At 53.5% G+C, this 21,240-nt stretch carries 20 protein-coding genes; 17 read left to right on the forward strand and 3 right to left on the reverse strand.

Annotated elements, in window-relative coordinates:
• The 10 genes from murD (at position 1) to D888_RS0104815 (ending at position 12,164) form a co-directional block, all read left to right on the forward strand.
• Positions 1-1,347, forward strand: a complete 1,347-nt coding sequence (gene murD, locus D888_RS0104770) for a UDP-N-acetylmuramoyl-L-alanine--D-glutamate ligase (protein ID WP_020675398.1) — start codon at positions 1-3, stop codon at positions 1,345-1,347.
• Positions 1,344-2,447, forward strand: a complete 1,104-nt coding sequence (gene ftsW / locus D888_RS0104775; RefSeq protein WP_020675399.1) for a putative lipid II flippase FtsW — start codon at positions 1,344-1,346, stop codon at positions 2,445-2,447. Before murD ends, ftsW begins: the two co-directional genes overlap by 4 nt.
• A complete protein-coding gene (gene murG / locus D888_RS0104780) occupies positions 2,444-3,520 on the forward strand; it encodes an undecaprenyldiphospho-muramoylpentapeptide beta-N-acetylglucosaminyltransferase (RefSeq protein ID WP_020675400.1) in 1,077 nt (358 codons plus the stop codon). The genes ftsW and murG overlap by 4 nt, the downstream gene beginning before the upstream one ends.
• Positions 3,521-3,524: 4 nt before the next feature.
• Positions 3,525-4,901, forward strand: coding sequence for a UDP-N-acetylmuramate--L-alanine ligase (murC, locus tag D888_RS0104785; RefSeq protein ID WP_020675401.1), 1,377 nt, complete (start codon positions 3,525-3,527; stop codon positions 4,899-4,901).
• Positions 4,849-5,811 carry a UDP-N-acetylmuramate dehydrogenase gene (gene murB, locus D888_RS0104790; protein ID WP_020675402.1) on the forward strand — a complete coding sequence of 321 codons (963 nt, stop codon included), beginning with the start codon at positions 4,849-4,851 and terminating at the stop codon, positions 5,809-5,811. Before murC ends, murB begins: the two co-directional genes overlap by 53 nt.
• Positions 5,808-6,743, forward strand: a complete 936-nt coding sequence (locus D888_RS0104795; protein WP_020675403.1) for a D-alanine--D-alanine ligase — start codon at positions 5,808-5,810, stop codon at positions 6,741-6,743. Before murB ends, D888_RS0104795 begins: the two co-directional genes overlap by 4 nt.
• 5 nt (positions 6,744-6,748) lie before the next feature.
• Entirely contained in the window at positions 6,749-7,612 is an 864-nt protein-coding gene (locus tag D888_RS20705) for a cell division protein FtsQ/DivIB (protein ID WP_020675404.1), read from the forward strand.
• A 17-nt stretch (positions 7,613-7,629) separates the two neighbouring features.
• Positions 7,630-8,859 (forward strand): cell division protein FtsA, encoded by a 1,230-nt coding sequence (ftsA, locus tag D888_RS0104805; RefSeq protein WP_020675405.1) that lies wholly within the window; start codon positions 7,630-7,632, stop codon positions 8,857-8,859.
• Between the two features lie 105 nt (positions 8,860-8,964).
• Positions 8,965-10,125 (forward strand): cell division protein FtsZ, encoded by a 1,161-nt coding sequence (gene ftsZ, locus D888_RS0104810; protein ID WP_026362219.1) that lies wholly within the window; start codon positions 8,965-8,967, stop codon positions 10,123-10,125.
• A gap of 335 nt (positions 10,126-10,460) precedes the next feature.
• Complete coding sequence (locus tag D888_RS0104815) at positions 10,461-12,164, forward strand: radical SAM protein (RefSeq protein WP_020675407.1); 1,704 nt, start codon at positions 10,461-10,463, stop codon at positions 12,162-12,164.
• Here D888_RS0104815 and D888_RS0104820 read toward each other — a convergent pair whose 3' ends face one another.
• Entirely contained in the window at positions 12,165-13,079 is a 915-nt protein-coding gene (locus tag D888_RS0104820; RefSeq protein ID WP_020675408.1) for a DMT family transporter, read from the reverse strand. It lies immediately after the preceding gene.
• A gap of 171 nt (positions 13,080-13,250) precedes the next feature.
• Between D888_RS0104820 and D888_RS0104825 the strand changes: the two genes are divergently transcribed.
• Entirely contained in the window at positions 13,251-14,345 is a 1,095-nt protein-coding gene (locus tag D888_RS0104825; protein ID WP_020675409.1) for a TRAP transporter substrate-binding protein, read from the forward strand.
• A gap of 88 nt (positions 14,346-14,433) precedes the next feature.
• On the opposite strand, the gene D888_RS0104830 is transcribed toward D888_RS0104825, so the two are convergent.
• On the reverse strand, positions 14,434-15,759 hold the full coding sequence (locus D888_RS0104830) for a TRAP transporter large permease (protein ID WP_020675410.1): 1,326 nt from the start codon (positions 15,757-15,759) through the stop codon (positions 14,434-14,436).
• Positions 15,752-16,306: a TRAP transporter small permease subunit gene (locus tag D888_RS0104835; RefSeq protein ID WP_020675411.1), complete on the reverse strand. Its 555-nt coding sequence runs from the start codon at positions 16,304-16,306 to the stop codon at positions 15,752-15,754. The genes D888_RS0104830 and D888_RS0104835 overlap by 8 nt, the downstream gene beginning before the upstream one ends.
• A gap of 339 nt (positions 16,307-16,645) precedes the next feature.
• Between D888_RS0104835 and rpsF the strand changes: the two genes are divergently transcribed.
• From rpsF to D888_RS0104865, 6 genes are all read left to right on the forward strand, one after another.
• A complete protein-coding gene (gene rpsF, locus D888_RS0104840; protein ID WP_020675412.1) occupies positions 16,646-17,029 on the forward strand; it encodes a 30S ribosomal protein S6 in 384 nt (127 codons plus the stop codon).
• 29 nt (positions 17,030-17,058) lie between these two features.
• Entirely contained in the window at positions 17,059-17,331 is a 273-nt protein-coding gene (gene rpsR / locus D888_RS0104845) for a 30S ribosomal protein S18 (RefSeq protein ID WP_020675413.1), read from the forward strand.
• A 28-nt stretch (positions 17,332-17,359) separates the two neighbouring features.
• On the forward strand, positions 17,360-18,283 hold the full coding sequence (locus D888_RS0104850; RefSeq protein WP_020675414.1) for a DUF2232 domain-containing protein: 924 nt from the start codon (positions 17,360-17,362) through the stop codon (positions 18,281-18,283).
• A gap of 27 nt (positions 18,284-18,310) precedes the next feature.
• The gene (rplI, locus tag D888_RS0104855; protein WP_020675415.1) at positions 18,311-18,766 is read left to right on the forward strand and encodes a 50S ribosomal protein L9; all 456 of its coding nucleotides are present in this window, start codon (positions 18,311-18,313) and stop codon (positions 18,764-18,766) included.
• Between the two features lie 107 nt (positions 18,767-18,873).
• A complete protein-coding gene (gene dnaB, locus D888_RS0104860; protein WP_051092374.1) occupies positions 18,874-20,268 on the forward strand; it encodes a replicative DNA helicase in 1,395 nt (464 codons plus the stop codon).
• 54 nt (positions 20,269-20,322) lie between these two features.
• Entirely contained in the window at positions 20,323-21,237 is a 915-nt protein-coding gene (locus tag D888_RS0104865; RefSeq protein WP_020675417.1) for a lysophospholipid acyltransferase family protein, read from the forward strand.
• Positions 21,238-21,240: the final 3 nt, after the last annotated feature.

The raw sequence follows: 21,240 nt of genomic DNA on the forward strand, positions 1-21,240 counted from the left end.
ATGGATTATCTGCAGCAAAAAATTGTGGTAATCGGCGCCGGCCTCTCAGGTCAGGCGCTGGTACGTTTTTTCTGCGGCAAAGGTGCAGAAGTCACCTTGTCCGACCGTCGTGGGCAGGCCGATCTGCCCGATTTTGAGAATTTAGCTGATTGCAAGCTGTCCTTCGATCTGGGAGGGCACAGTATCGAGCTCTTCAGGCAGGCCGATCTGATTGCGGTCAGCCCCGGAGTGCCACTGAATATTGAACCGCTGATCGAGGCTGCAAAGGCGGGGGTCAAAATTCTCGGAGAAGTTGAAATCGCGGTCCGTGAACTAAAAGCGCCGATGATCGCGATTACCGGAACCAATGGAAAATCGACAACCACCAGCTTGATCGGCGAAATGCTTAAGGGCTGGGGCAAGAACTGTTTTGTCGGCGGAAACCTGGGGACACCTCTGGTGTCCGCCTGCGGGAAGGGCTACGACAGCCTGGTGGTTGAGCTCTCCTCGTTTCAGCTCGAAGCGCTTGAAACCTTCTCCCCAAACTTTGCCTTGATGCTCAATTTGAGCGAAGACCATCTGGATCGTTACTCCGACTTCAACAGCTATCTGGCGGCGAAAGAGGCGATCTTCAGCAATATGGGCGCGGGTCAGTACGCGATCCTCAACGAGAATGATGCACGGGTGCGAGAACTCATTGTTCCTGTTGCAATCAAAAAAATATGGTTTTCAGCCATCCGTCTCCTCGATGAGGGGATGGGCCGGCGTGAAAATCAACTGGTCTGGCGTTGGCAGGGGAATGAAGTCCGCTTTGATCTTGAGCAGTTGAAGATTAAGGGGGAACACAATATTGAAAATGCCATGGCAGCGATGATTGCGCCGCTTGTCATGGGGATGCCAGCCGAACTGGCGTGGCAGAGAGTCTGTGCATTTACCGGTTTGCCTCACCGGATGCAGCAGGTGTCACGCTTTAAGGGGCTGACCTGGATCAATGATTCAAAGGGAACCAATGTCGGCAGTGTCGTGAAGAGCCTGGCGGGCCTGACGGCTCCGGTGACCCTGATCGCCGGGGGAAAGGATAAGGGGGGCGACTATGCCCCGCTGCGCGAACCGCTCAGCCAGAAGGTCGCCTGCCTGGTGTTGCTAGGTGAAGCAACTGGTCGAATGGATGCGGCATTGGCAGACTGTTGTCCGACCCGTCATGCTGCCGATATGGCCGAGGCGGTAAGGGTGGCGGCTGAAGAGACGACCAGCGGCGGGACTGTCTTGTTATCGCCTGCCTGTTCAAGTTTTGATATGTACACCAGCTATGCCGCGCGCGGTGATGATTTTGTCTGCCGGATCAAAGATTTGGAGGAGCGCGAATGAGGTTGCATCGTGACTTCGATACGACACTGCTTTTGCTGGCGGTGGCCCTGACCTGCCTTGGGGTGGTGATGGTGTTCTCCTCATCCTGTGTTGTGGCCGGTGAAAAATATGGCGACGCGTTCTTTTTCTTAAAGAAACAGCTTAAATTTGCCCTGGTCGGTGGTCTGTTGATGGCTCTGACGATGTATGTCGATTACGAATTCTGGCGCAAAATAGCGATCCCGCTGCTGCTGCTGGGAATCTGCCTGCTGGCACTGCTGTTTGTGCCGGGGATGGGGGTTACGGCCGGGGGCGCTGCACGTTGGTTACGGCTTCCCGGCATCACTGTCCAACCGGCAGAGTTCGTCAAACTGGGACTGGTGCTTTATCTCGCCAGTTCGATGACGCGCAAGAAGGAGAAAATCCGTTCATTCAAGCTGGGACTCCTCCCTTATATCCTGGTTTTGGGGGCGATCCTCGGGCTCTTGTTGCTGCAGCCGGACCTTGGCAGCGCCATGATCATATCGGGTGTCGCCCTGACGATGCTGTTGATGGCGGGGGCGCGCTGGAGTTTCGTTGTCCCGCTGGTGTTGTCCGTCTTGCCGGCGGTTTATTTTATGATCATGCACGTTGATTACCGGCGGCGGCGGATTCTGGCGTTTTTAAATCCCTGGAAAGATCCTTATGACACAGGATTCCAGATCATCCAGAGCATGATTGCCTTCGGTAGCGGCGGCGTTTTTGGCAAAGGCTTGGGCGGCAGTGAGCAGAAACTCTTTTTCCTGCCCGAGGCACACACCGACTTCATCTTTTCGGTGATTGGCGAAGAATTGGGTTTGATCGGAGTGCTGGCGGTCAGTGGAATTTTTCTGCTGCTGGTGCTGAGGGGCTTGCGTATCGCCTGGTACGCGACCGACCCTTTTGCGCGCTATCTGGCCTTTGGCCTGACTCTGCTGCTCGGAATGGAGGCCTTTGTCAATATGGCGGTTTGTCTCGGGTTACTTCCGACCAAGGGACTGGCCTTGCCGTTCATAAGTTATGGCGGTACCAGCCTGATTGCCAGCCTTGTCGCGGTCGGGATATTGCTGAATATCTCAAGCAGGATTGAGGTGCCGCAATGAAAATGCTGCTGGCCGGTGGTGGTACCGGCGGACATCTCTTCCCGGCCCTTGCAATTGCCGAGCAATTGCTGCGCGATGACAGTCAGTCAGAGGTCTGTTTTGTCGGGACGAAGAAGGGGCTTGAGGCCAGACTTCTGCCTAAGTTGGGCTTTCAGCTTGAGTTTATAGACATGGTCGGGGTGGTGGGTCGCGGGGTGCGCGGTATTGTGCAGCTGCTCCCGAAAATGCTGAAAAGTTTGCGCCAGTCCTGGCTGATTCTGCAACGTTTTCAACCCGATATTGTGGTCGGTGTCGGCGGCTATGCCTCCTTTCCGGTCTTGATCACCTCAAAACTAAAAGGTATTCCCTTCATCCTGCACGAGCAGAACGCAGTGCCAGGCTTGAGTAATCGCGTTCTGGCCGGGTTTGCCCGCCGGATCTGCCTGTCGATTCCAGACAGCGGCAAGCGTTTACCCAGGCACAAGCTGGTGATGACTGGTAATCCCTTACGTCAGGCCGTTGCTGAGCTGAGTTCCGCACTCCCGGGCAGTGGGGAAATCTTGGCTTTTGGTGGGAGTCGCGGCGCCCACGCGATTAACGAACTGCTGGCTGAGTCTCTCCCCTTGTTGCGCCGGCACGGGGTCACAGTAAAGGTGGTACACCAGACCGGTGACGCCGACCTGGACCAGATTCGGGCAGTTTATCAGTCACAGGGTGAAACAAACATTGAAGTTATCCCTTTTATCGAAGATATGGCAAGTGCTTATAAAAACTCGCGTCTGGTCATCTGCCGGGCCGGCGCGACAACGATTGCTGAGTTGTGCGCCTGTGGCCGACCCGCGCTGATGATTCCCTTGCCGTCTTCTGCGGCGGATCACCAGACTGCAAATGCGCGCGCTATGGAAGCTGCGGGTGCCGCAATTATGCTGACGCAGCATGAAACAAGTGCTGAAAAGTTGGCGAATACCATTGCGGAACTCTGGCTGAACAGAGATCGCTTGCAGGTCATGGCCGAGGCAGCGGCTTCACTGGGCCAAAAGGATGCAGCTCGCAGGGTCGTTGCGGTTTGTATCCAAGTTTTAACCGAGGGTTAAAGATATGTACGGACGGATTCGTAAAATTCATTTTATCGGCATCGGTGGCATCGGCATGAGCGGTATCGCTGAACTTCTGCTGAACCTTGAGTACCACGTGTCGGGATCCGATCTGCGTGAAACGGATACCACCCGCCGGCTGCGGCAACTGGGTGGTGAGATCAGTATCGGGCACGCCGAAGAGAATATCGCCGGCGCAGATGTGGTCGTGACCTCCACCGCGGTCAAGGTGGACAACCCTGAGGTCGTGGCTGCCCACCGCGAACATATTGCGGTGATTCCGCGCGCCGAGATGTTGGCCGAACTGATGCGCATGAAGTATGGCATCGCCGTCGCCGGAACTCACGGCAAGACCACGACAACCAGCATGATGGCGGTTGTTTTGACCCACGCGGGGGTTGATCCGACCTCGGTGATCGGTGGGAAGGTCGATGCGATCGGCAGCAATGCCAAGCTCGGGCGCGGCAAGTTTCTGGTCGCCGAAGCGGATGAGTCGGACGGCAGTTTCATGCATCTCTCCCCGACCATCGCCGTGGTCACCAATATTGATGAAGACCACCTAGATTTCTATAGCGGGATCGAAGAGATTCGGGCAATTTTCGTTGCATTTATAAACAAGGTCCCTTTTTACGGCCGTGCCATCCTCTGCCTCGACGATCCACAGATTCAGGAGATTCTACCTCAGGTCAAAAAGCGTTACCTGACCTATGGACTGAGCAGTCAGGCTGACTTCCAGGCCACAGAGATTCGTATGCGCCAGGGGCGGACCAGTTTTATGGCGCATTTCAAGGGAGAAGAATTGGGGCGGATCTCTTTCCACATGCCGGGTCGACATAATGTCCTGAACGCGTTAGCGGTGCTGGCCGTGGCGATGGAGCTCGGCGTTCCGTTTCGTACGATCGTGGGTGGATTTCGCAACTTTGGCGGTGTACAGCGTCGGTTCCAGATCCGAGATGAAGTTGGCGGCGTGATGATTGTTGATGACTACGGGCATCATCCGGCAGAGATCCGCGCGACCCTGGCGGCCGCTAAATCGGGGTGGAACAAACGCGTGGTGGCGGTCTTTCAGCCGCATCGTTACAGTCGCACCAAGGCGCTGTTTACTGATTTTTTGACCGCCTTTTATCAGGCTGACTGTTTGATTGTGACTGATATCTACGCGGCCGGGGAAGCACCACTCGAAGGGGCCGACGCCGAAGCGCTGGTCGCAGGAATCCGTGAACATGGCCACCGTGATGTGACCTTTTGCCGCAGCCTGGATGACGCCGTGCTTGTTCTGGAGCAACATGTCGAGCCGGGAGATATGGTGATCACCCTGGGAGCAGGGAATGTCAATCAGCTATGCGATCGGCTGGCTGAAAAACTTCGTTTGCGGGGATGATATGAAGCAGCTCCTCGAGAATCTGATTCAAGGTTTTCAGGGCGAATTTCTTCGTCAGGAACCGATGTCGGCGCATACCAGCTGGCAGCTGGGTGGACCGGCCGAGATCTTTCTGATCCCGCAGAATCGTGAAGATCTGCAGCTGGCGCTGAGGGGAATCCATCAACTTCGGTTACCCTGGCTGGTCCTTGGCAATGGTAGCAACCTGCTGGTGTCGGATCAGGGCTTTCACGGAGTGGTGCTCCAGCTCAAAAATTTGAGCCGGATCGATCTTCTCCCAGGTGGGAAGCTTGAAGTTGAAGCCGGGGTTCAGTTAGGGGATTTGATCCGTCGTTGTTGCCAGCAGGGTTTAGGGGGACTGGAAGAACTGAGCGGAATTCCGGGGTCGATTGGCGGGGCGCTGCTAATGAACGCCGGAGCGCTGAATACCGAAATTGGAAATTTGGTGAATCAGATTTCCTTGACTGACGGGCTGGGTGAGTGGGTTCTGCGCCGCGAGCAGATCGATTTTTCTTATCGTTTCTCGGGATTTGATCAGAAAGACGTCATCCAGTCCGCCATCTTGAAACTTGAAGAAGTTGATCCTGTAGAGCTGGAAACGCGTCGCCAGTTGGTCTTGACGCGGCGGCGGCAGGTGCAGAAGGTCACAGGAGCCCATGCCGGGTCAGTGTTCAAAAATCCCTCGGGAGAATCGGCCTGGAAGTTGATTGAACAAGCAGGAATGCGTGGGCAGCAGCGAGGCAGGGCGCTGGTTTCGCCCGAACATTGTAATCACATTGTTAATCTGGGCGGCGCCAGCGCAGAGGATGTCATGACCCTGATAAAGGCGGTGCAGCAGGCGGTGTTTCTGAACGCGGGACAGCAGCTCGAACTGGAAGTTCGTATGGTCGGTTGGGAGGACGAGGGATGACATTGATCGAAAAAGCCGAGATGAAAACCAGAACGATCGGTGTCCTGTACGGCGGTATCTCAGCTGAACGTGAAATTTCGCTCAAAACCGGAACGGCGGTCTTGAATGCATTGGTGGCCGAGGGTTACAAGGCGGTGGGGATCGATGTCGGATTGAATCTGCCGATCCAGCTGCGGGATGCCGGTATCGAAGTCGCATTTATCGCGCTGCACGGTCGTTTCGGTGAAGATGGCCGTGTTCAGGGGCTGTTGGAGATGCTGCAGATCCCCTATACCGGTAGCGGCGTTTTGGCTTCGAGTCTGTCGATCGACAAGGTCGCCACCAAGCAGATGCTGCTCTATCACGAACTCCCGACCCCTGGTTTTCAGGTGTTGAAAGGGGAAAACGCTGCGGAAAAGGTAATCAATACCTGTCGCCATCTGCCGTTAGTCGTGAAGCCTTCGCGCGAGGGATCGACCATCGGAATCAGCATTGTGCACAGCCTTGAAGCCTTGCGTCACGGGATTGATACGGCTGCCGCGCTGGATGGCACGGTATTGATTGAGGAATATATCGATGGCCAGGAACTGACGGTGTCGGTATTAAACGGTGAGGCGCTGCCGGTGATCCAGATTGTCCCGAAGACCGGATTTTACGACTTTCATGCCAAATATACCGTCGGGCAGACTGAATATCTTTTGCCGGCGCCGATTGATGCAGGGGTCTACAGTCGCGTCCAGGAAGCGGCGGTCGAGGCCTGCAGAGTGCTCGGATGTCGCGGCGCCGCTCGGGTAGATTTTATGCTGCGTGAAAAAGAATTTTACTGCCTCGAGGTGAACACAATTCCCGGGATGACCGAAACCAGTTTGTTGCCAAAAGCGGCCAAAGCCGCTGGGCTCGAGTTTGCGGAGCTGGTTGAATCGATTCTGCTCGATGCCGATCTTGATAAGTAGGATTTATGCATGATCTGAAAGCCAACAGTAGCGGAAGCTTCCGAACCGGCAAACAAAGGGTTAAGGAGAACCGCAAAAACAAGCAGAAAAAACCGCTGAACCTGCGCAAGATTCTGCATCGGACCCTGCGGGTGCTTGTGGTTGGACTCTCAGGAGCTTTGATCGTCTTCGGACTGGTTCTGGTGATTCAGCTGTTGGTGGCTTCGGATCTGTTTCGTATCGATCAGGTGAGTATCACCGGGGAGAAGCAATTGAGTCGGGAGAAGATTCTGGCGCTGTCCGATATCCAGAATGGGGTAAGCACCTTCGCCCTTGATCTTGCGCTGATTGGCCGAAAAATCGAGGAGAACCCCTGGGTGAAGAGCGCCCGGGTTGAGCGGATTTTCCCGCGTCAGGTCAATATCCAGGTTGAGGAGAGGGTGCCGCTGGCGATCATCAATCTGGGCTATCTCTATTATCTGGACCAGTCGGGAGAGGTATTTAAGGTACTGGGGCAGGATGACAGTCTGGACTTTCCGGTGGTGACCGGCTTCGATCGTGCCGATCTGCTGGCCAGGCCCGAGGCAGGTCGGCAGCAACTGGGCCAGGTGGTGGCGTTGATCGAAAATCTAAGTCAGCGCAAAAGTTTCAACCTGACTGAGGTTTCGGAAATTCATCAGGAGCAGAATGGTGGACTGACCCTTTTTACCCAAAATGGCGGGGTCAAAGTCAAGTTGGGGATTGGCCGTCTGCCCGAAAAACTGACGCGACTCGAACGTATTTATGCGCGGCTGAAGCCACGCCTGGAAATGCTTGAATATATCGACCTGAATGTTGATAAACGGATTATTGTCGGAATTGAGCGGCGACATGCTGCTGCCGCAAGCTGAGGGCCTAAGGGGGTTCCATGAGTAGTAAACGTGAAAATTTAATTGTTGGTCTCGATATCGGTACCACGAAAATCTGTTGCATCGTGGGCAACATGACCGAAGAGGGTCTGGATATTGTGGGGATCGGATCCAGTCCGTCCAAAGGGCTACGCAAGGGCGTGGTCATAAATATCGAAAGTACGGTCGAGTCGATTAAGAAGGCGGTGCGCGAAGCCGAACTGATGGCGGGTTGTGAAATTAAAACCGTCTATGCCGGGATCGCAGGAGGGCATATCAAAGGGTTGAATTCGCAAGGGGTGATCGCGATCAAAAATCGCGAGGTCTCGCCCGAAGACCTGACCCGGGTGATTGACGCAGCCAAAGCGATTGCGATTCCGATGGATCGGGAAGTCCTGCATATCCTGCCACAGGAATTTATCATCGACGATCAGGATGGCATCCGCGAGCCCCTCGGAATGAGTGGGGTGCGACTTGAAGCCAAGGTGCACATTGTGACCGGTGCGGTCGCAAGTGCTCAGAACATTGTTAAAAGTTGCAATCGTGCCGGAGTCGATGTGGCTGACATCGTGCTCGAACAGTTAGCCTCGAGCGAAGCAGTTCTCTCCGCCGATGAAAAAGAGCTCGGGGTGGCGTTGATCGATCTGGGCGGCGGGACTTCGGATATTGCGATCTTCTCGGAAGGGGCCATCAAGCATACAGCGGTGCTCTCTATTGGTGGCGATCATCTGACGAATGATATCGCCGTCGGGTTGCGCACCCCAATGGCAGAGGCGGAGAAGATCAAAAAACATTACGGCTGCTGTTTGACTTCGATGGTCGGGCGCGAAGAGACGATCGAAGTCCCCTCGGTGGGAGGACGTGAGGCGCGGGTGCTCTCCCGTCAACTGTTAGCCGAAATTCTGGAACCACGGGTTGAGGAAATTTTTACCCTGGTCAATCGTGAAATTATCAAGAGTGGTTATGCCGATTTGATTGCGTCGGGAATCGTGATTACCGGTGGTTCCTCTATCCTCCCGGGGATGCCCGAATTGGCAGAGCAGATCTTTAACCTGCCGGTTCGACGTGGTTTACCACAAGGGATTGGAGGTCTGACCGATGTCGTGAATTCGCCGGTTTATGCGACGGGCGTGGGACTGGTCAAGTATGGAAGCAAAAACGCCCATCGACCTCCGTTCAAGATCGGCCAGGATAAGGTTTTTGAAAAGGTAATTCAGCGCATGAAAGAATGGTTTGGCGAATTTTTTTAAATCTGAACAACGACCAATTTGGGGTCATTAACAGCTGGTGCGAACGCGGAGTGGACACCGGCCATTCACAAGAGGGAGTCTATTATGCCGAACAATGAGGGAGTCATGTTCCATTTTGAAGAGTCTTTGGCCCAGGGCGCAAAGATCAAGGTTGTGGGTGTTGGTGGCGGTGGCGGGAATGCCGTTAACATGATGATCCGCAGTGAGGTTCTGGGGGTCGAATTTATCACCGCCAATACCGATGCACAGGCGCTGCGAAAAAGTACCGCCCCAATGAAAATCCAACTGGGGGGTCAGTTGACCAAAGGGCTGGGTGCCGGAGCGGATCCCGAAATCGGGCGTCAGGCTGCAGAAGAAGATGTCGCACGACTTGAAGAGCTTTTTGCCGGCGCTGATATGGTCTTTGTCGCCGCAGGTCTCGGCGGTGGGACAGGGACGGGAGCTGCCCCGGTGATCGCGCGTGCAGCCAAGGCTTCGGGTGCGCTGACGGTCGGGGTTGTAACCAAACCGTTTTCGCGTGAGGGGAAACAGCGCATGCTGCGGGCTGAACAGGGGATCAAAGAGCTTCAGGAGGTCGTCGACTCACTGGTGGTGATTCCGAACGATCGGCTGCTCGGCCTGGCGGGAAAACATATGAGCATTCTGGATGCCTTTAAGCCGGCTGACGACGTGTTGCGTCAGGCTGTGCAAGGCATTTCGGATTTGATAATCACCGAGGGGTTGATCAACGTTGACTTCGCCGATGTGCGGACCGTTATGAGTAACCGGGGTATGGCGATGATGGGGATCGGCATCGCCGAGGGTGAACGGCGTGCCTATGAAGCGGCTCATGCTGCGATCAGCAGCCCGCTGCTCGAAGAAATCGATATCTCCGGCGCCATGGGTGTGCTGGTTAATATCTCCGGTTCGTCAAACATGACCATGGAGGAATTTGAGGAAGCCTCGACCATCATCCACGAGAAGGTTCACGAAGATGCGAATATCATCGTTGGTCTGGTGATTGACGAGGATCTTGGCGACAAAATCAAGATTACCGCGATCGCTACTGGTTTCGGTGATGACTTTAAAGGAAAACGCAAGGTAACCGACGAAATCACGCGCAACGCGCACGCGATGATGCGCGGTGGCAAGATCGATCTGGATGTCCCGACGATCATCCGCAATCAGCAAAAAGTTCAACCCCGTATGGCCATTTCAAGCCGTGATCTGTTCAGCGATGACGAGCAGTTTGATATTCCGACATTTTTGCGCAAGCGGGTCGATTGATTAAATGATTCAATTATCAAGCTGAGCTCACATTAATGGCGCAGCACTTGGTACCAGGGGAGGGAGTATCAGCTTCTGGTTCAGTGTGCTGTGTCTGACAGGCGATCTACGCTTATTTTGCAGGAGTTTCATTGTGATGCTGTGCCGGAACTCCGCCCGGCCGATGTACAGCGGTTCTGTACGCTATAATGCCAAGCCCTGACGACTCCCTCGTCTCAAGGGGCCACCTAGTGTGGCCCCTATTTTTTTATTTAAAATATTGCAACCCGCCATGGGGGGTTGTCGAGGTGTCACGACCCGACCTATGATGGGTCATCTTTTCCAGAGGATCACTTTTGTCACGAAAAATTCTTGAAAAACATCGCCGTCGTTATGCCGCCGAATCTGGCGAAAATACTCCCGGGCCTGGTCCTGTCCGGATCGCACTCATCTACCCCAATGGTTACAGTCAGGCGATGGCCAATCTCGGCTACCAGACGGTCTATCATCTCTTTAATGCCTCGTCGGACTGCTGTTGCGAGCGTTTCTTCCTGCCTGACAAGGAGGATTTAGTTGAGTACGAGAAGAATCGTTTCCCTCTTGTCTCGCTGGAGACTGGAACCCCATTGGCCGAATTTGATCTGATTGCGCTTTCGATCTCGTTTGAAAATGACTATCTCAATCTCCCCAAAATCTTTGAACTTGGTCATATCCCGCTCTTTTCTGCACAACGGGGCGCGCATGACCCGTTGGTTTTGTTTGGTGGGGTCTGTGCCTTTCTGAACCCGGAACCGCTGGCCGAGATTGCTGATCTGGTCGCGGTAGGTGAAGCCGAGGTTATCCTGCCTGTGTTGATTCCTGCTTTGCTGACCTACCTGGGTCACGAATCCACAGCTCTTGGCGTCTTTGAACAACTGCCAGGAATCTATCTTCCAGCGCAGGTGGCGGTTGGATATCTTGGCGATGGCACACTGGCGAAGATTTCGGCGCCAGGGGTGTTACGCCAATATCTGGCCGATCTGGACACCTCGGCCAGTCGTTCATTTATTCTGAACGAAGAGGCCGAATTCGGTAGCATGGCCTTGACTGAAGTGATGCGTGGATGCTCACGGGGCTGTCGTTTCTGTGCTGCGGGGTATGTTTATCTGCCCCCTCGCGAACGAAGTCTCGAAAATCTCATTCCCCAAGTGGAGGCGGGGCTCTGCCATCGGTCGCGTATTGGCCTGGTCGGCGCAGCCGTTGCTGACCACGCAGATATCTCGGCGCTGCAGCAGGAGATTATGCTCCATGGCGGGGAGGTCTCGGTCTCCAGTCTGCGCCTTGATGCATTGACTTCGGCGGAGGCGAGGCAGTTACAGGCGGCCGGGTTAAAGACCGTAGCTATCGCTCCTGAAGCCGGCAGTCAGCAGATGCGGGACCTGATCAATAAAAATCTGGATGAAGCCCAGATTCTGCATGCGGTGCACCTGTTGGCCGATGCTGGAATGCTGAATCTTAAGCTTTATTTTCTGATCGGCCTGCCGGGAGAGGAAGATTCAGATATTGACGCCATTCTCGCTCTTGCCGACCAGGTTCGTCTGATCTGGCGTGAAGCAGGTCGTAAGCGTGGGAGTCTGGGGAATTTAACCCTGAGCGTGAACCCCTTTATCCCTAAGCCCTTTACCCCCTTTCAATGGGCGGGAATGGAGACGGAAAAAGGGTTAAAGCAGAAGCTGCGCAAATTACATGTGGGGGTTTCCAAATTACCCAATACCGAACTGATCAGTGAATCGATCCGTTCCTCCCAGTTGCAGGCACTGTTCGCACGCGGGGACCGGCGGATTGGGCGGCTGTTGCCCGAGATTGCAGCTGGCGGGAATTTAGGCCAGATTCTACGCCGCAACGGACTGCAACTTGACTTTTATGTGACGCGCGAGCGGGGAGAATTTGAAATTTTCCCCTGGGAAGTAATTGATCAGGGGAATCAGCGCAGTTATCTGTGGCAGGAATATCAGAAAGGGTTGTCGGGTAAGGCGACCCCGCGTTGCTTTGACGGCTGTCGCCGTTGCGGCATCTGCTGATCAGTCAGTTTTTTTAGCCAATTGAAACAGCACCATCCCGCCGAGCACCATCAGTATTCCGATCAGATGAAAACGTTTGAACTCTTCCCCTAAAAACAGGATAGCCATCCCTGCGGCAAAAACCGGAATCAGGTTGATGAAAAGCCCGGCGCGATTCGCTCCGATGATTTCGACACCGCGGTTCCAACAGATATAGGCCGCGATCGAGGGGAAGAGCGCTATATATAACAGGCCGCCAAATACGCTGGGGGTGGCGGCTGGCGGTCCCTTGACGATTAACTCCAGCACAAACGGTGGAATCAACATGAGGGTGCCGAGGGCGATGGTCAAAAGCAGAAAGCTGAAAGGGTGGACGCGCGGTCGCCGCGGGAGCAAGGTGGAATACAGTGCGTAGCAGAAGACTGCGACCAACATCCATAGATCACCGGAAACTAACCTGAGCGTGCCGATGCTGAGAAGTTTTCCTTGCAGGACAATCCAGACGGCCCCCAGTGAACAGAGCAGGACCCCGGCCCCCTGTTGTAGACTGACTTTCTCCCGGTTAAGCAGGAATCCGCAGAAGATGATGGCCGCTGGCATCAGGGTTTGCATCAGCGCACAGTTGAGTGCGGTTGTCGTCTGGGTGGCGGTATAGAGCAAGCTGTTGAAGCTGGCGATGCCGAACAGCGCACAGAGCCAGATGACGGTCCAGTGACCTTTTAAAAGATGCCGATCGCGCTGTAACTGGCGCCAGGTGAAAGGCGCAAGAAAGAGCAGAGCGCCTGCCCAGCGCAGAAAAGACATGGACATTGGCGGAATCTGCTGGGAAAGGCCGCGTGCCAGGACCACGTTCCCGGCCCAGAATATTGGTGGCAGGATCAAGAGGAGGTAGGGGCCAAAACTCTTGGTAGTCGTTTCGTCTGTCGCGTTTGACATGTTGTTCTCGCTTAATTCCAAGCTAAATAATTGGCGTTATTCTAACAGCCATACACTGTAATTGATAAGGAATTCGGGTTGAATGATTGACAAGTAACAAACGGAGTTCTATCGTTTGGGTTAGAATAGTTTTTCCCCTCAATCCAACATTCAAAGCAAGGGAGGTTCAGCATGGGCGATAACAATCGTCGGGAGTTCCTAAAAAAGGCAACCCTGGCCACGGCTGCAGTGGCAGCCGCAGGCACCGTTGTTGCTCCGGCAGTGCAGGCTGCCGAGAAGAAGTATCAGTGGAAGATGGTCACAACCTGGCCTCCACACTTTCCGGTACTCGGTGAGGGTGCGGACAAACTGGCTGAAATGATCAATAAAATGTCAGGCGGTCGCCTGACCGTTCAGGTCTATGGTGGTGGCGAACTGGTTCCAGCTCTGCAGGCATTTGATGCTGTCAGTCAGGGGATGGTCGAAATGGGGCATGGTGCTGCTTATTACTGGGCCGGCAAAATTCCCGCAGCCCAGTTCTTCGCCGCCGTTCCATTCGGCATGAATGCCCAGGGAATGAACGCCTGGATCTATACCGGCGGCGGTCAGGAACTTTGGGATGAACTCTATGCCCCCTTTAACCTCAAACCGATGCCCGCCGGCAACACCGGTGTGCAAATGGGTGGCTGGTTCAACCGCGAAATAAAAAGTATTGCCGATTTTAAGGGTTTGAAGATGCGGATTCCTGGCCTGGGCGGGAAGGTGCTGGCCAAGGCTGGCGGCACTGCCATCCTTTCCCCTGGCGGTGAAATCTACACCAACCTTGAGCGTGGCGTTATCGATGCCACCGAATGGGTTGGCCCGTACAATGATTACAAAATGGGTTTCTATAAGGTAGCTAAGTACTACTACTATCCAGGTTGGCATGAGCCCGGCACCGTGCTGGAGACCTTTATTAACAAAAAAGCCTATGAGGCATTGCCCGTTGATTTACAGGAAATTGTCAAGCGGGCAGCAGAGGCTTCCAATCTGTGGATGTTGTGTGAATCGGAGACCAAGAACCCTCTATACCTCGACAAGTTGGTTAATGAAGAAGGTGTCAAGTTGAGAAAGTTTCCCGATGACGTCATCCACGCGCTACGTGGTTACTCAAAAGAGGTGCTTGATGAAGTTGTCGCGAAAGATCCGATGAGCAAAAAGGTTTACGCGAGTTTCAGCAAGTTCCAGAAACAGCATGATGCTTGGGGTGAGATTTCGGAAGTGGCCTTGGCTGAAATGGCCAAATAGAATTATAAGATTTTGTCAGCATCAAACAACAAAGGGTTCGCCATTATGGCGAACCCTTTGTTGTTTGATGCTGAAATTAAGACTTAGATCAGGGATGTTTTGACATGATCTTCGGCAACCAGGTGACCGTGTCGGGGAAGAAGACCACCATTGCTAGACAGACCAGCTGGATCGCGATAAACGGGATGATCCCACGGTAAATATGGGCGGTTGTGACCTCGGGGGGGGCGACGCCCTTAAGGTAGAACAGGGAAAAACCGAAGGGTGGGGTGAGAAATGAGGTCTGCAGGTTCAGCGCGATGAGGATGCCGAGCCACAGCATGTCGACTCCCATCTGGTGAAAGATCGGCGCCACTACCGGGACGATGATGAAGGTGATTTCGATGAAGTCGATGAAAAAGCCGGCGATAAAAATGACCAGCATGACAATGAGCAGAAAATGGTGGGGTTCGAGGCCGGCATCCATAATCAGTTTGGTGATATAGCGGTCGCCGCCCAGCCCGCGGAACACCAGGCCAAAGGCCGCAGCCCCGATCAGGAGGACAAAGACCATACATGTCAGGGTGGTGGTGCCACGCATTACGTCGCGCAGGGTCTGCATGTTGAGTTTCCTCTGCCAGACGGTCAGCAGGGTCGCGCCCAGCGCGCCGACGGCAGCAGCCTCGGTCGGGGAGGCGATGCCGGCGAAGATCGAGCCGAGAACTGCGAGGATCAGGAAGAACGGGAGCAGAAACGCACGGAAGATACGGCGATACATACCACTCGCGCGAAATGCAGCCAGCTCATCTGCGGGCATTGACGGCGCCGATTCGGGGCGTACAAAAGCGACGATGATGATCCAGAGGATGTAGAGCACTACCAGCAGCAGCCCGGGGATGACCGCCCCCAAGAACATGTCGCCGATGGAGATGTTCATGACACTCCCCAACAGGACCAGAACGATGGAGGGCGGGATAATCTGCCCCAGGGTGCCTGATGCACAGATGACGCCGGTCGACAGTTCCGGGGAGTAGCCACGTTTCAGCATCGTCGGTAGCGAGAGCAGCCCCATGGTCACCACCGTGGCACCGACGATCCCGGTCGAGGCTGCTAATATTGCACCGACGACGATGACTGAGATGGCCAGACCTCCGCGGAGTTTGCCGAAGAGCATGGCCATGGTCTCGAGCAGCTCTTCGGCCAGTCCTGACTTTTCCAGCATCAGCCCCATGAAGACAAAAAGAGGCACGGCGAGCAGGACGTAGTTCGTCATCGTCCCCCAGATTCGCAAGGGGAGGAGGTGGAAGAAGTTGAGGCCGAAGGTGAAGTAGCCGAAAATCAGCGACACCCCACCAAGGGTAAATGCAACCGGATAGCCAAGCATCAAGAGCGCGAAGACGACGGCAAAAAGAACCAGGGAGATGTACTCAGGCATGAATTTCTCCCACAGGTTTTGACTGATTGTCAGGATCAAGAGGTCGATTAATCAGAGTAAAAAAGGCCCGCAGGGTCATGGCAATCCCCTGTAGCAGCACCAGCACTGAGCTGGTTGGAATCATCGCCTTGAGCAAGAAGCGATAGGGGAGGCCGCCAGGGTCCGGACTGGATTCCATGACTGACCAGCTCATGCTGATAAAACTCTGACTGGACCAGATGATCAGCAGTGAAAAGGGGATCAGAAAAAGTAACCCACCAATCAGGTCTACGAAGGCTTTGCCGCGGGGGGAGAGCAGGGTATAAAAGACATCGACGCGTACATGTCCTTCGTGCTTGAGGGTATAGGCCGCGCCAATTAAAAAGATTACCGCGAAAATATGCCATTCGAGCTCCTGCGCTGCGACGCTACTGTAATTGAAAACATAGCGGGTAACGACGTCATAGCAGACGACCAGTACCAGTCCGGCGGTGAGCCAGGAAACGGCATTGCCAATGCCTTCATTAAGCAGGTCGATCCAGCGAATCAGGCATTTTAATGTGTGCATAAAATCCTCATGACATTTTAATACAAAGGTGAGAAAGATTTCACAAGGAACAAGGTTCTAAACTTAATTGACCGGTTTGGTTCTGTCAACTGGAGTGGTAGTAATACTGCATCGAAAGAGATCCTGTAAACTCTAATTCAAAGGTGCTAAAGATCTGCGGGATACTGCCGGGTCGAAGCGTCCAATATCATCTCATTCGGCTTTTGGCTATCTTTAGGGCTTGAACTGAAAGCCAGCTTGTGCTAGAAGTCCACGTTTGCCACCAAATTGGTTTGGGGGTAAATCTTTCTTCCTTGCTCCGGGCGGGACCGGGGCTGCAACCCAAGAGGAGACGCAACAATGCGTAAGTACGAAAGTTTGTACATTGTTCAACCTGACGTTGTCGGTGAAGAGCTGACCGCCATGGTAGAGAAGTTTCAGTCTGTGCTCACAGAGCAAAATGCTGAAATTCTTAAACTTGATAACTGGGGGACCCGTAAGCTGGCGTATCCGATCAAAAAGCATGTGAAGGGCTGCTATGTGCAGACCATTTTTGAAGCGAGTGCTGAAGTGATTGCTGAATACGAACGGCGTCTGCGTCTTGATGAGAAAATTCTGCGGTTTTTGACTCTGCGTTTTGACGGTGATCTGGTTGAAGCACCTGAAGAAGTCGCTCCGGTCACATCCAGTCATGTTGATGATGAAGATGAAGACGATTCGGAAGGCTCTGATTCCGTAGAATAAACCGTTATCGATTTAAAGGAGTTCCTGTTATGGCTACATCATCTGCAAGTCGTCCGTCAGCACCAGCCCCGCGTCGTCGTTTTGGCCGTCGCAAAATCTGCCGTTTTTGTGCTGAGAAAAATGTAATTATTGACTATAAAGATATTGAAAGTTTGAAGGCCTATCTTTCTGAGCGCGGCAAAATTGTTCCGCGTCGGATCTCTGGCTCTTGTGCTGCACATCAGCGTCAGTTGGCTGAGTCGATCAAGAACGCCCGTCAGGTTGCTCTGATCCCCTATACCGGCTCGCACGCGGTCCGCTAAGCTGTCAAACGCAAAAGGGGAAGCCCCAATGAAAGGGGAAGCTGTCGTTTACAGCATTGCCGGAGTTGGTGTGACCTTGCTGCTCTTGCTAAGTTCACATTGGCTCGGGCCGGTCGGCGCATTTACAAGCATATTGGCGGCATTACCCGCCTGCTATCTGACCATGAGATATGGTCTTTCTGCTGGCATCTTTGTTGTGATGCTGTCTGCTGTGGCGCTTTTACAGCTGGCAGATTTTGCCGGTATCGTCAGTTATCTTGGGATGTATGCTGTTCCGTCACTGTTGCTCCCGAGTCTGCTGAGGCGCTCATGGTCCTGGGACAGGGCGCTACTGGTGAGTGGTGCCGTAACGTTGTTGGTAGCAGGTACTTTGCTTGTCTCTTATGTCCAGTTAAATGGGCAAGAGCTTGGTCCGTTGATAGATCAATACCTGAAGGCCGAGGTAGATTTGGCCATGAAGGCGTATAAAGAAGCCGGGTTCAGTGGTTCGCAACTGACCGACCTCAAGGATGTTGCTATCCAGGTGGCTGATATTATTCGCAATACCTTCGTTGGCCTTTATGCCGCCGGGGTGCTGGTAGTTCATTTTGTGACTCTGGCACTGCTTCAGCGGTTCAGAAGAAATCGCTACCAAATTGATGGTGCCGTATTTACTCAATGGCGGCTCCCCGCACTGCTGATCTGGTTCTTGATTATTGCCGGTTTTGCTCTGCTGGTGCCTCAGGTCGCGGTGGTTGGGCGTAATTTGCTTGCCGTTTTATTGCCACTCTATTTCGTTCAGGGGTTGGCGGTTGTCTGCTGCTTTGTGCAGCGTAAGAGTTGGCCACCGGCGATAAAAGGCCTGATTTATGTGCTGGTCTTTTTGTTGAATCCGCTACCGCTGGTGGTGACCGGGGTCGGGGTTTTCGATTTATGGATCGATTTCCGGCGACCACGTATAAAAGATTTATAAACCGATTTATCATATGGAGGAATCGTCATGGAAATTATTCTGAAAGAGAATGTCGATGGTCTCGGCATCATCGGCGAGCAGTTGTCGGTTAAGCCCGGATATGCTCGTAACTTCCTGGTCCCCAAAGGCCTGGCAATTGTTGCGGATAAAGCTTCGGTCAAGGAGCTTGAGCATCAGAAACGTCAGTTGGGACGTAAATTGGAAAAGGCCACCAAGGATGCTGAGGCGATCAAGGCCCGCATTGAAAAGGTAGCTTGTGAATTTATTCAGCGCGCCGGTGAAGAGGGAAAACTCTTTGGTTCGGTGACTTCGATGGATATTGAAGCCAAATTGACCGCCGCCGGAATTGAGATTGATCGTAAAAAGATCCATTTTGACGATGCGATTAAAACCCTGGGTGAGCATCAGGTCTCGATTAAACTGGATGCTGGAGTTGTCGCCCTGATCAAGGTCATCGTCAAGCCGCTCGAAGAGCAAGCCTGAGTTAATAATTAGTTACCAATTTCGGTTAAAAAGGGTGGTAGATCTCTGCAGATCTGCCGCCCTTTTCCCTTTTGTGCGCGCACCTTTTTTGATATGCTCCAAGGCCTATGAAAACTGCAACTCAATATACTGAAGAAACTACCGGCCATCGTATGCCGCCGCAAAACCTTGAAGCCGAGATGTCGGTTCTCGGCGGGGTTCTGCTTGAAAATGAAGCACTCAACCGGGCGCTCGAACATCTGGTGGCTGATGACTTTTATCGCCGTGGGCATCAACTGATATTTGGTGCCATGATTGCGCTTTCAAACCGCAATGAGCCTGCCGACCTCGTGACGCTGTCGGCCCAGCTCCGGACCCAGAAAATGCTGGAAGAGGCCGGTGGTAGTGGTTACCTGGCGACCCTGGTCGATTATGTGCCGACCGCCGCAAATATCCAGTATTACTGCAAATTGGTCAAAGAAAAATCGATTGCACGCAAGTTAATCAGTGTTTCGACCGACATTGCGACCAGTGGCTATGAGGGTGGCGACATGGAAGTAGTCCTTGATCGCGCTGAAAAAGCGATCTTTGAGATCGCCGAAAATCGGATCCGACCCTCTTATTTTCCGGTGCGCGATATCCTCAAGGATACCTTTCGCAATATCGAGCAACTCTACGAGCGTAAAGAATTGGTCACCGGTGTGCCGACCGGTTATACCGATCTGGATAAGATGACTGCCGGCCTGCAGCCTGGTGATCTGTTAATCGTCGCTGGTCGACCATCTATGGGGAAGACTGCTTTTGCCTTGAACCTGGTTGAATATGCCACGACCCATCCAGAAAAGAAGATTCCGGCGGTCGTGTTCTCGCTCGAAATGAGTAAGGAGCAGCTGGTACAGCGTCTGCTCTGTTCTGTGGCTAAAGTCGATGCCGGCAGGTTGCGAACCGGCAACCTGGGGGAGTCGGATTGGCCAAAGCTGACGATGGCGGCCGGTCAGCTCAGTGAAACCCAACTCTTTATCGATGATACCCCCGCGATTTCAGTGCTGGAACTGCGCTCAAAGGCTCGTCGACTCAAGGCCGAACATGGGCTTGGTTTGATCGTCGTCGATTACCTGCAATTAATGCGCGGCAGCAGTACCGAAAACCGCCAACAGGAGATTTCGGAAATTTCCCGTTCGCTCAAGGCTCTGGCCAAAGAGTTGAGTCTGCCGGTTGTTGCGCTGTCGCAGTTGAACCGTTCCCTCGAGAGCCGCACAGACAAGCGCCCGATGATGTCTGACCTGCGTGAATCCGGCGCGATTGAGCAAGATGCCGACGTGATCATGTTCGTCTACCGCGAAGCCGTTTATTGTGAGGACTGCAAAAGCCGCGAAAAGACTTGTGAACAGGGGCATGAAAAAGACGCTGAGGTCATCATTGGTAAACAAAGGAATGGTGCCATAGGTACAGTGCACCTGACTTTCCGAGGTGAATTTACCCGCTTTGAAAACCAGGCCAAACGTACAGATGGCGGTTATTGATGCCTTTAACAGCCCTGATCCTGTCTCCTTTGCGCCGGCCGTCATGCGAGCAACATGAGCCGCAATAAAACCACCTTTGTCGATTATCCCGTTTATCTCCTCCTGATCGGTTTCCATTTTTTATCACGTCTCTTCCCGTTGGCGATCTGGTGCCGGCTGGGGCAGCTGTTCGGTGGTCTGCTCTATCTGCTGGGCGCCCCCTTTAAGCGGATTGCGCTGATTAACCTGAAGTTCGCCTATGCCGATGAGTTGAATGATGCACAGCGCCGGTTTATTTTACGCAAAAACTTTGCTCATTATGGTGTCGGAGGTTTCGAGTGGATTCGGATGCTGCGACTGAATGAACGACGTCGCCAGCAAATCTGCCGGTTGATCAGGATAGAGGGGCGGGAACATCTGGACACGGCCCGTCAGAACAAGCAAAAAATTATTCTGCTCAGCGGTCATTTCGGCCATTGGGAATATGCCACGGTAAAATATGCCAGTGAGATAAATCCCCTTTCCTTTATCGTGCGTCGCATCGACAATCCTCTGGTTGAACAAGAGCGGTGCCGCTATCATGAGGACTTTGGTGCGCGAATCCTTTATAAAGAGAATGGCCTGCGCGAGGCGATTCGTGGCCTGGCAAAAGGGGTTGATCTGTTGTTGCTTGCCGATCGCAAGGCACAACTGCATGAAGGGATTCCTGCCCGTTTTTTTAAACGTAAGACTTCGACTCTAGCGATTGCCGTGACTCTGGCCCAAAAATATAACGCGGCCCTGGTCCCGATGTTTATTTTGCGTGGTGAGCAGCCCGGCGAACATCGTCTGATCTTTGAACCAGCCTTAGATATCGACAACTTAACGCTAGAAGAGGCTGTGCAGTTACAGAATGATTGCCTCGAACGGAACATTCGACGTGCTCCTCACCTCTGGCTCTGGCTGCACCGTAAGTGGAAGTGCTACCACGCGCAAATTTATCGTCGTTAGACT

It is taken from the genome of Geopsychrobacter electrodiphilus DSM 16401 (assembly GCF_000384395.1).
GTDB classification, from domain to species: domain Bacteria; phylum Desulfobacterota; class Desulfuromonadia; order Desulfuromonadales; family Geopsychrobacteraceae; genus Geopsychrobacter; species Geopsychrobacter electrodiphilus.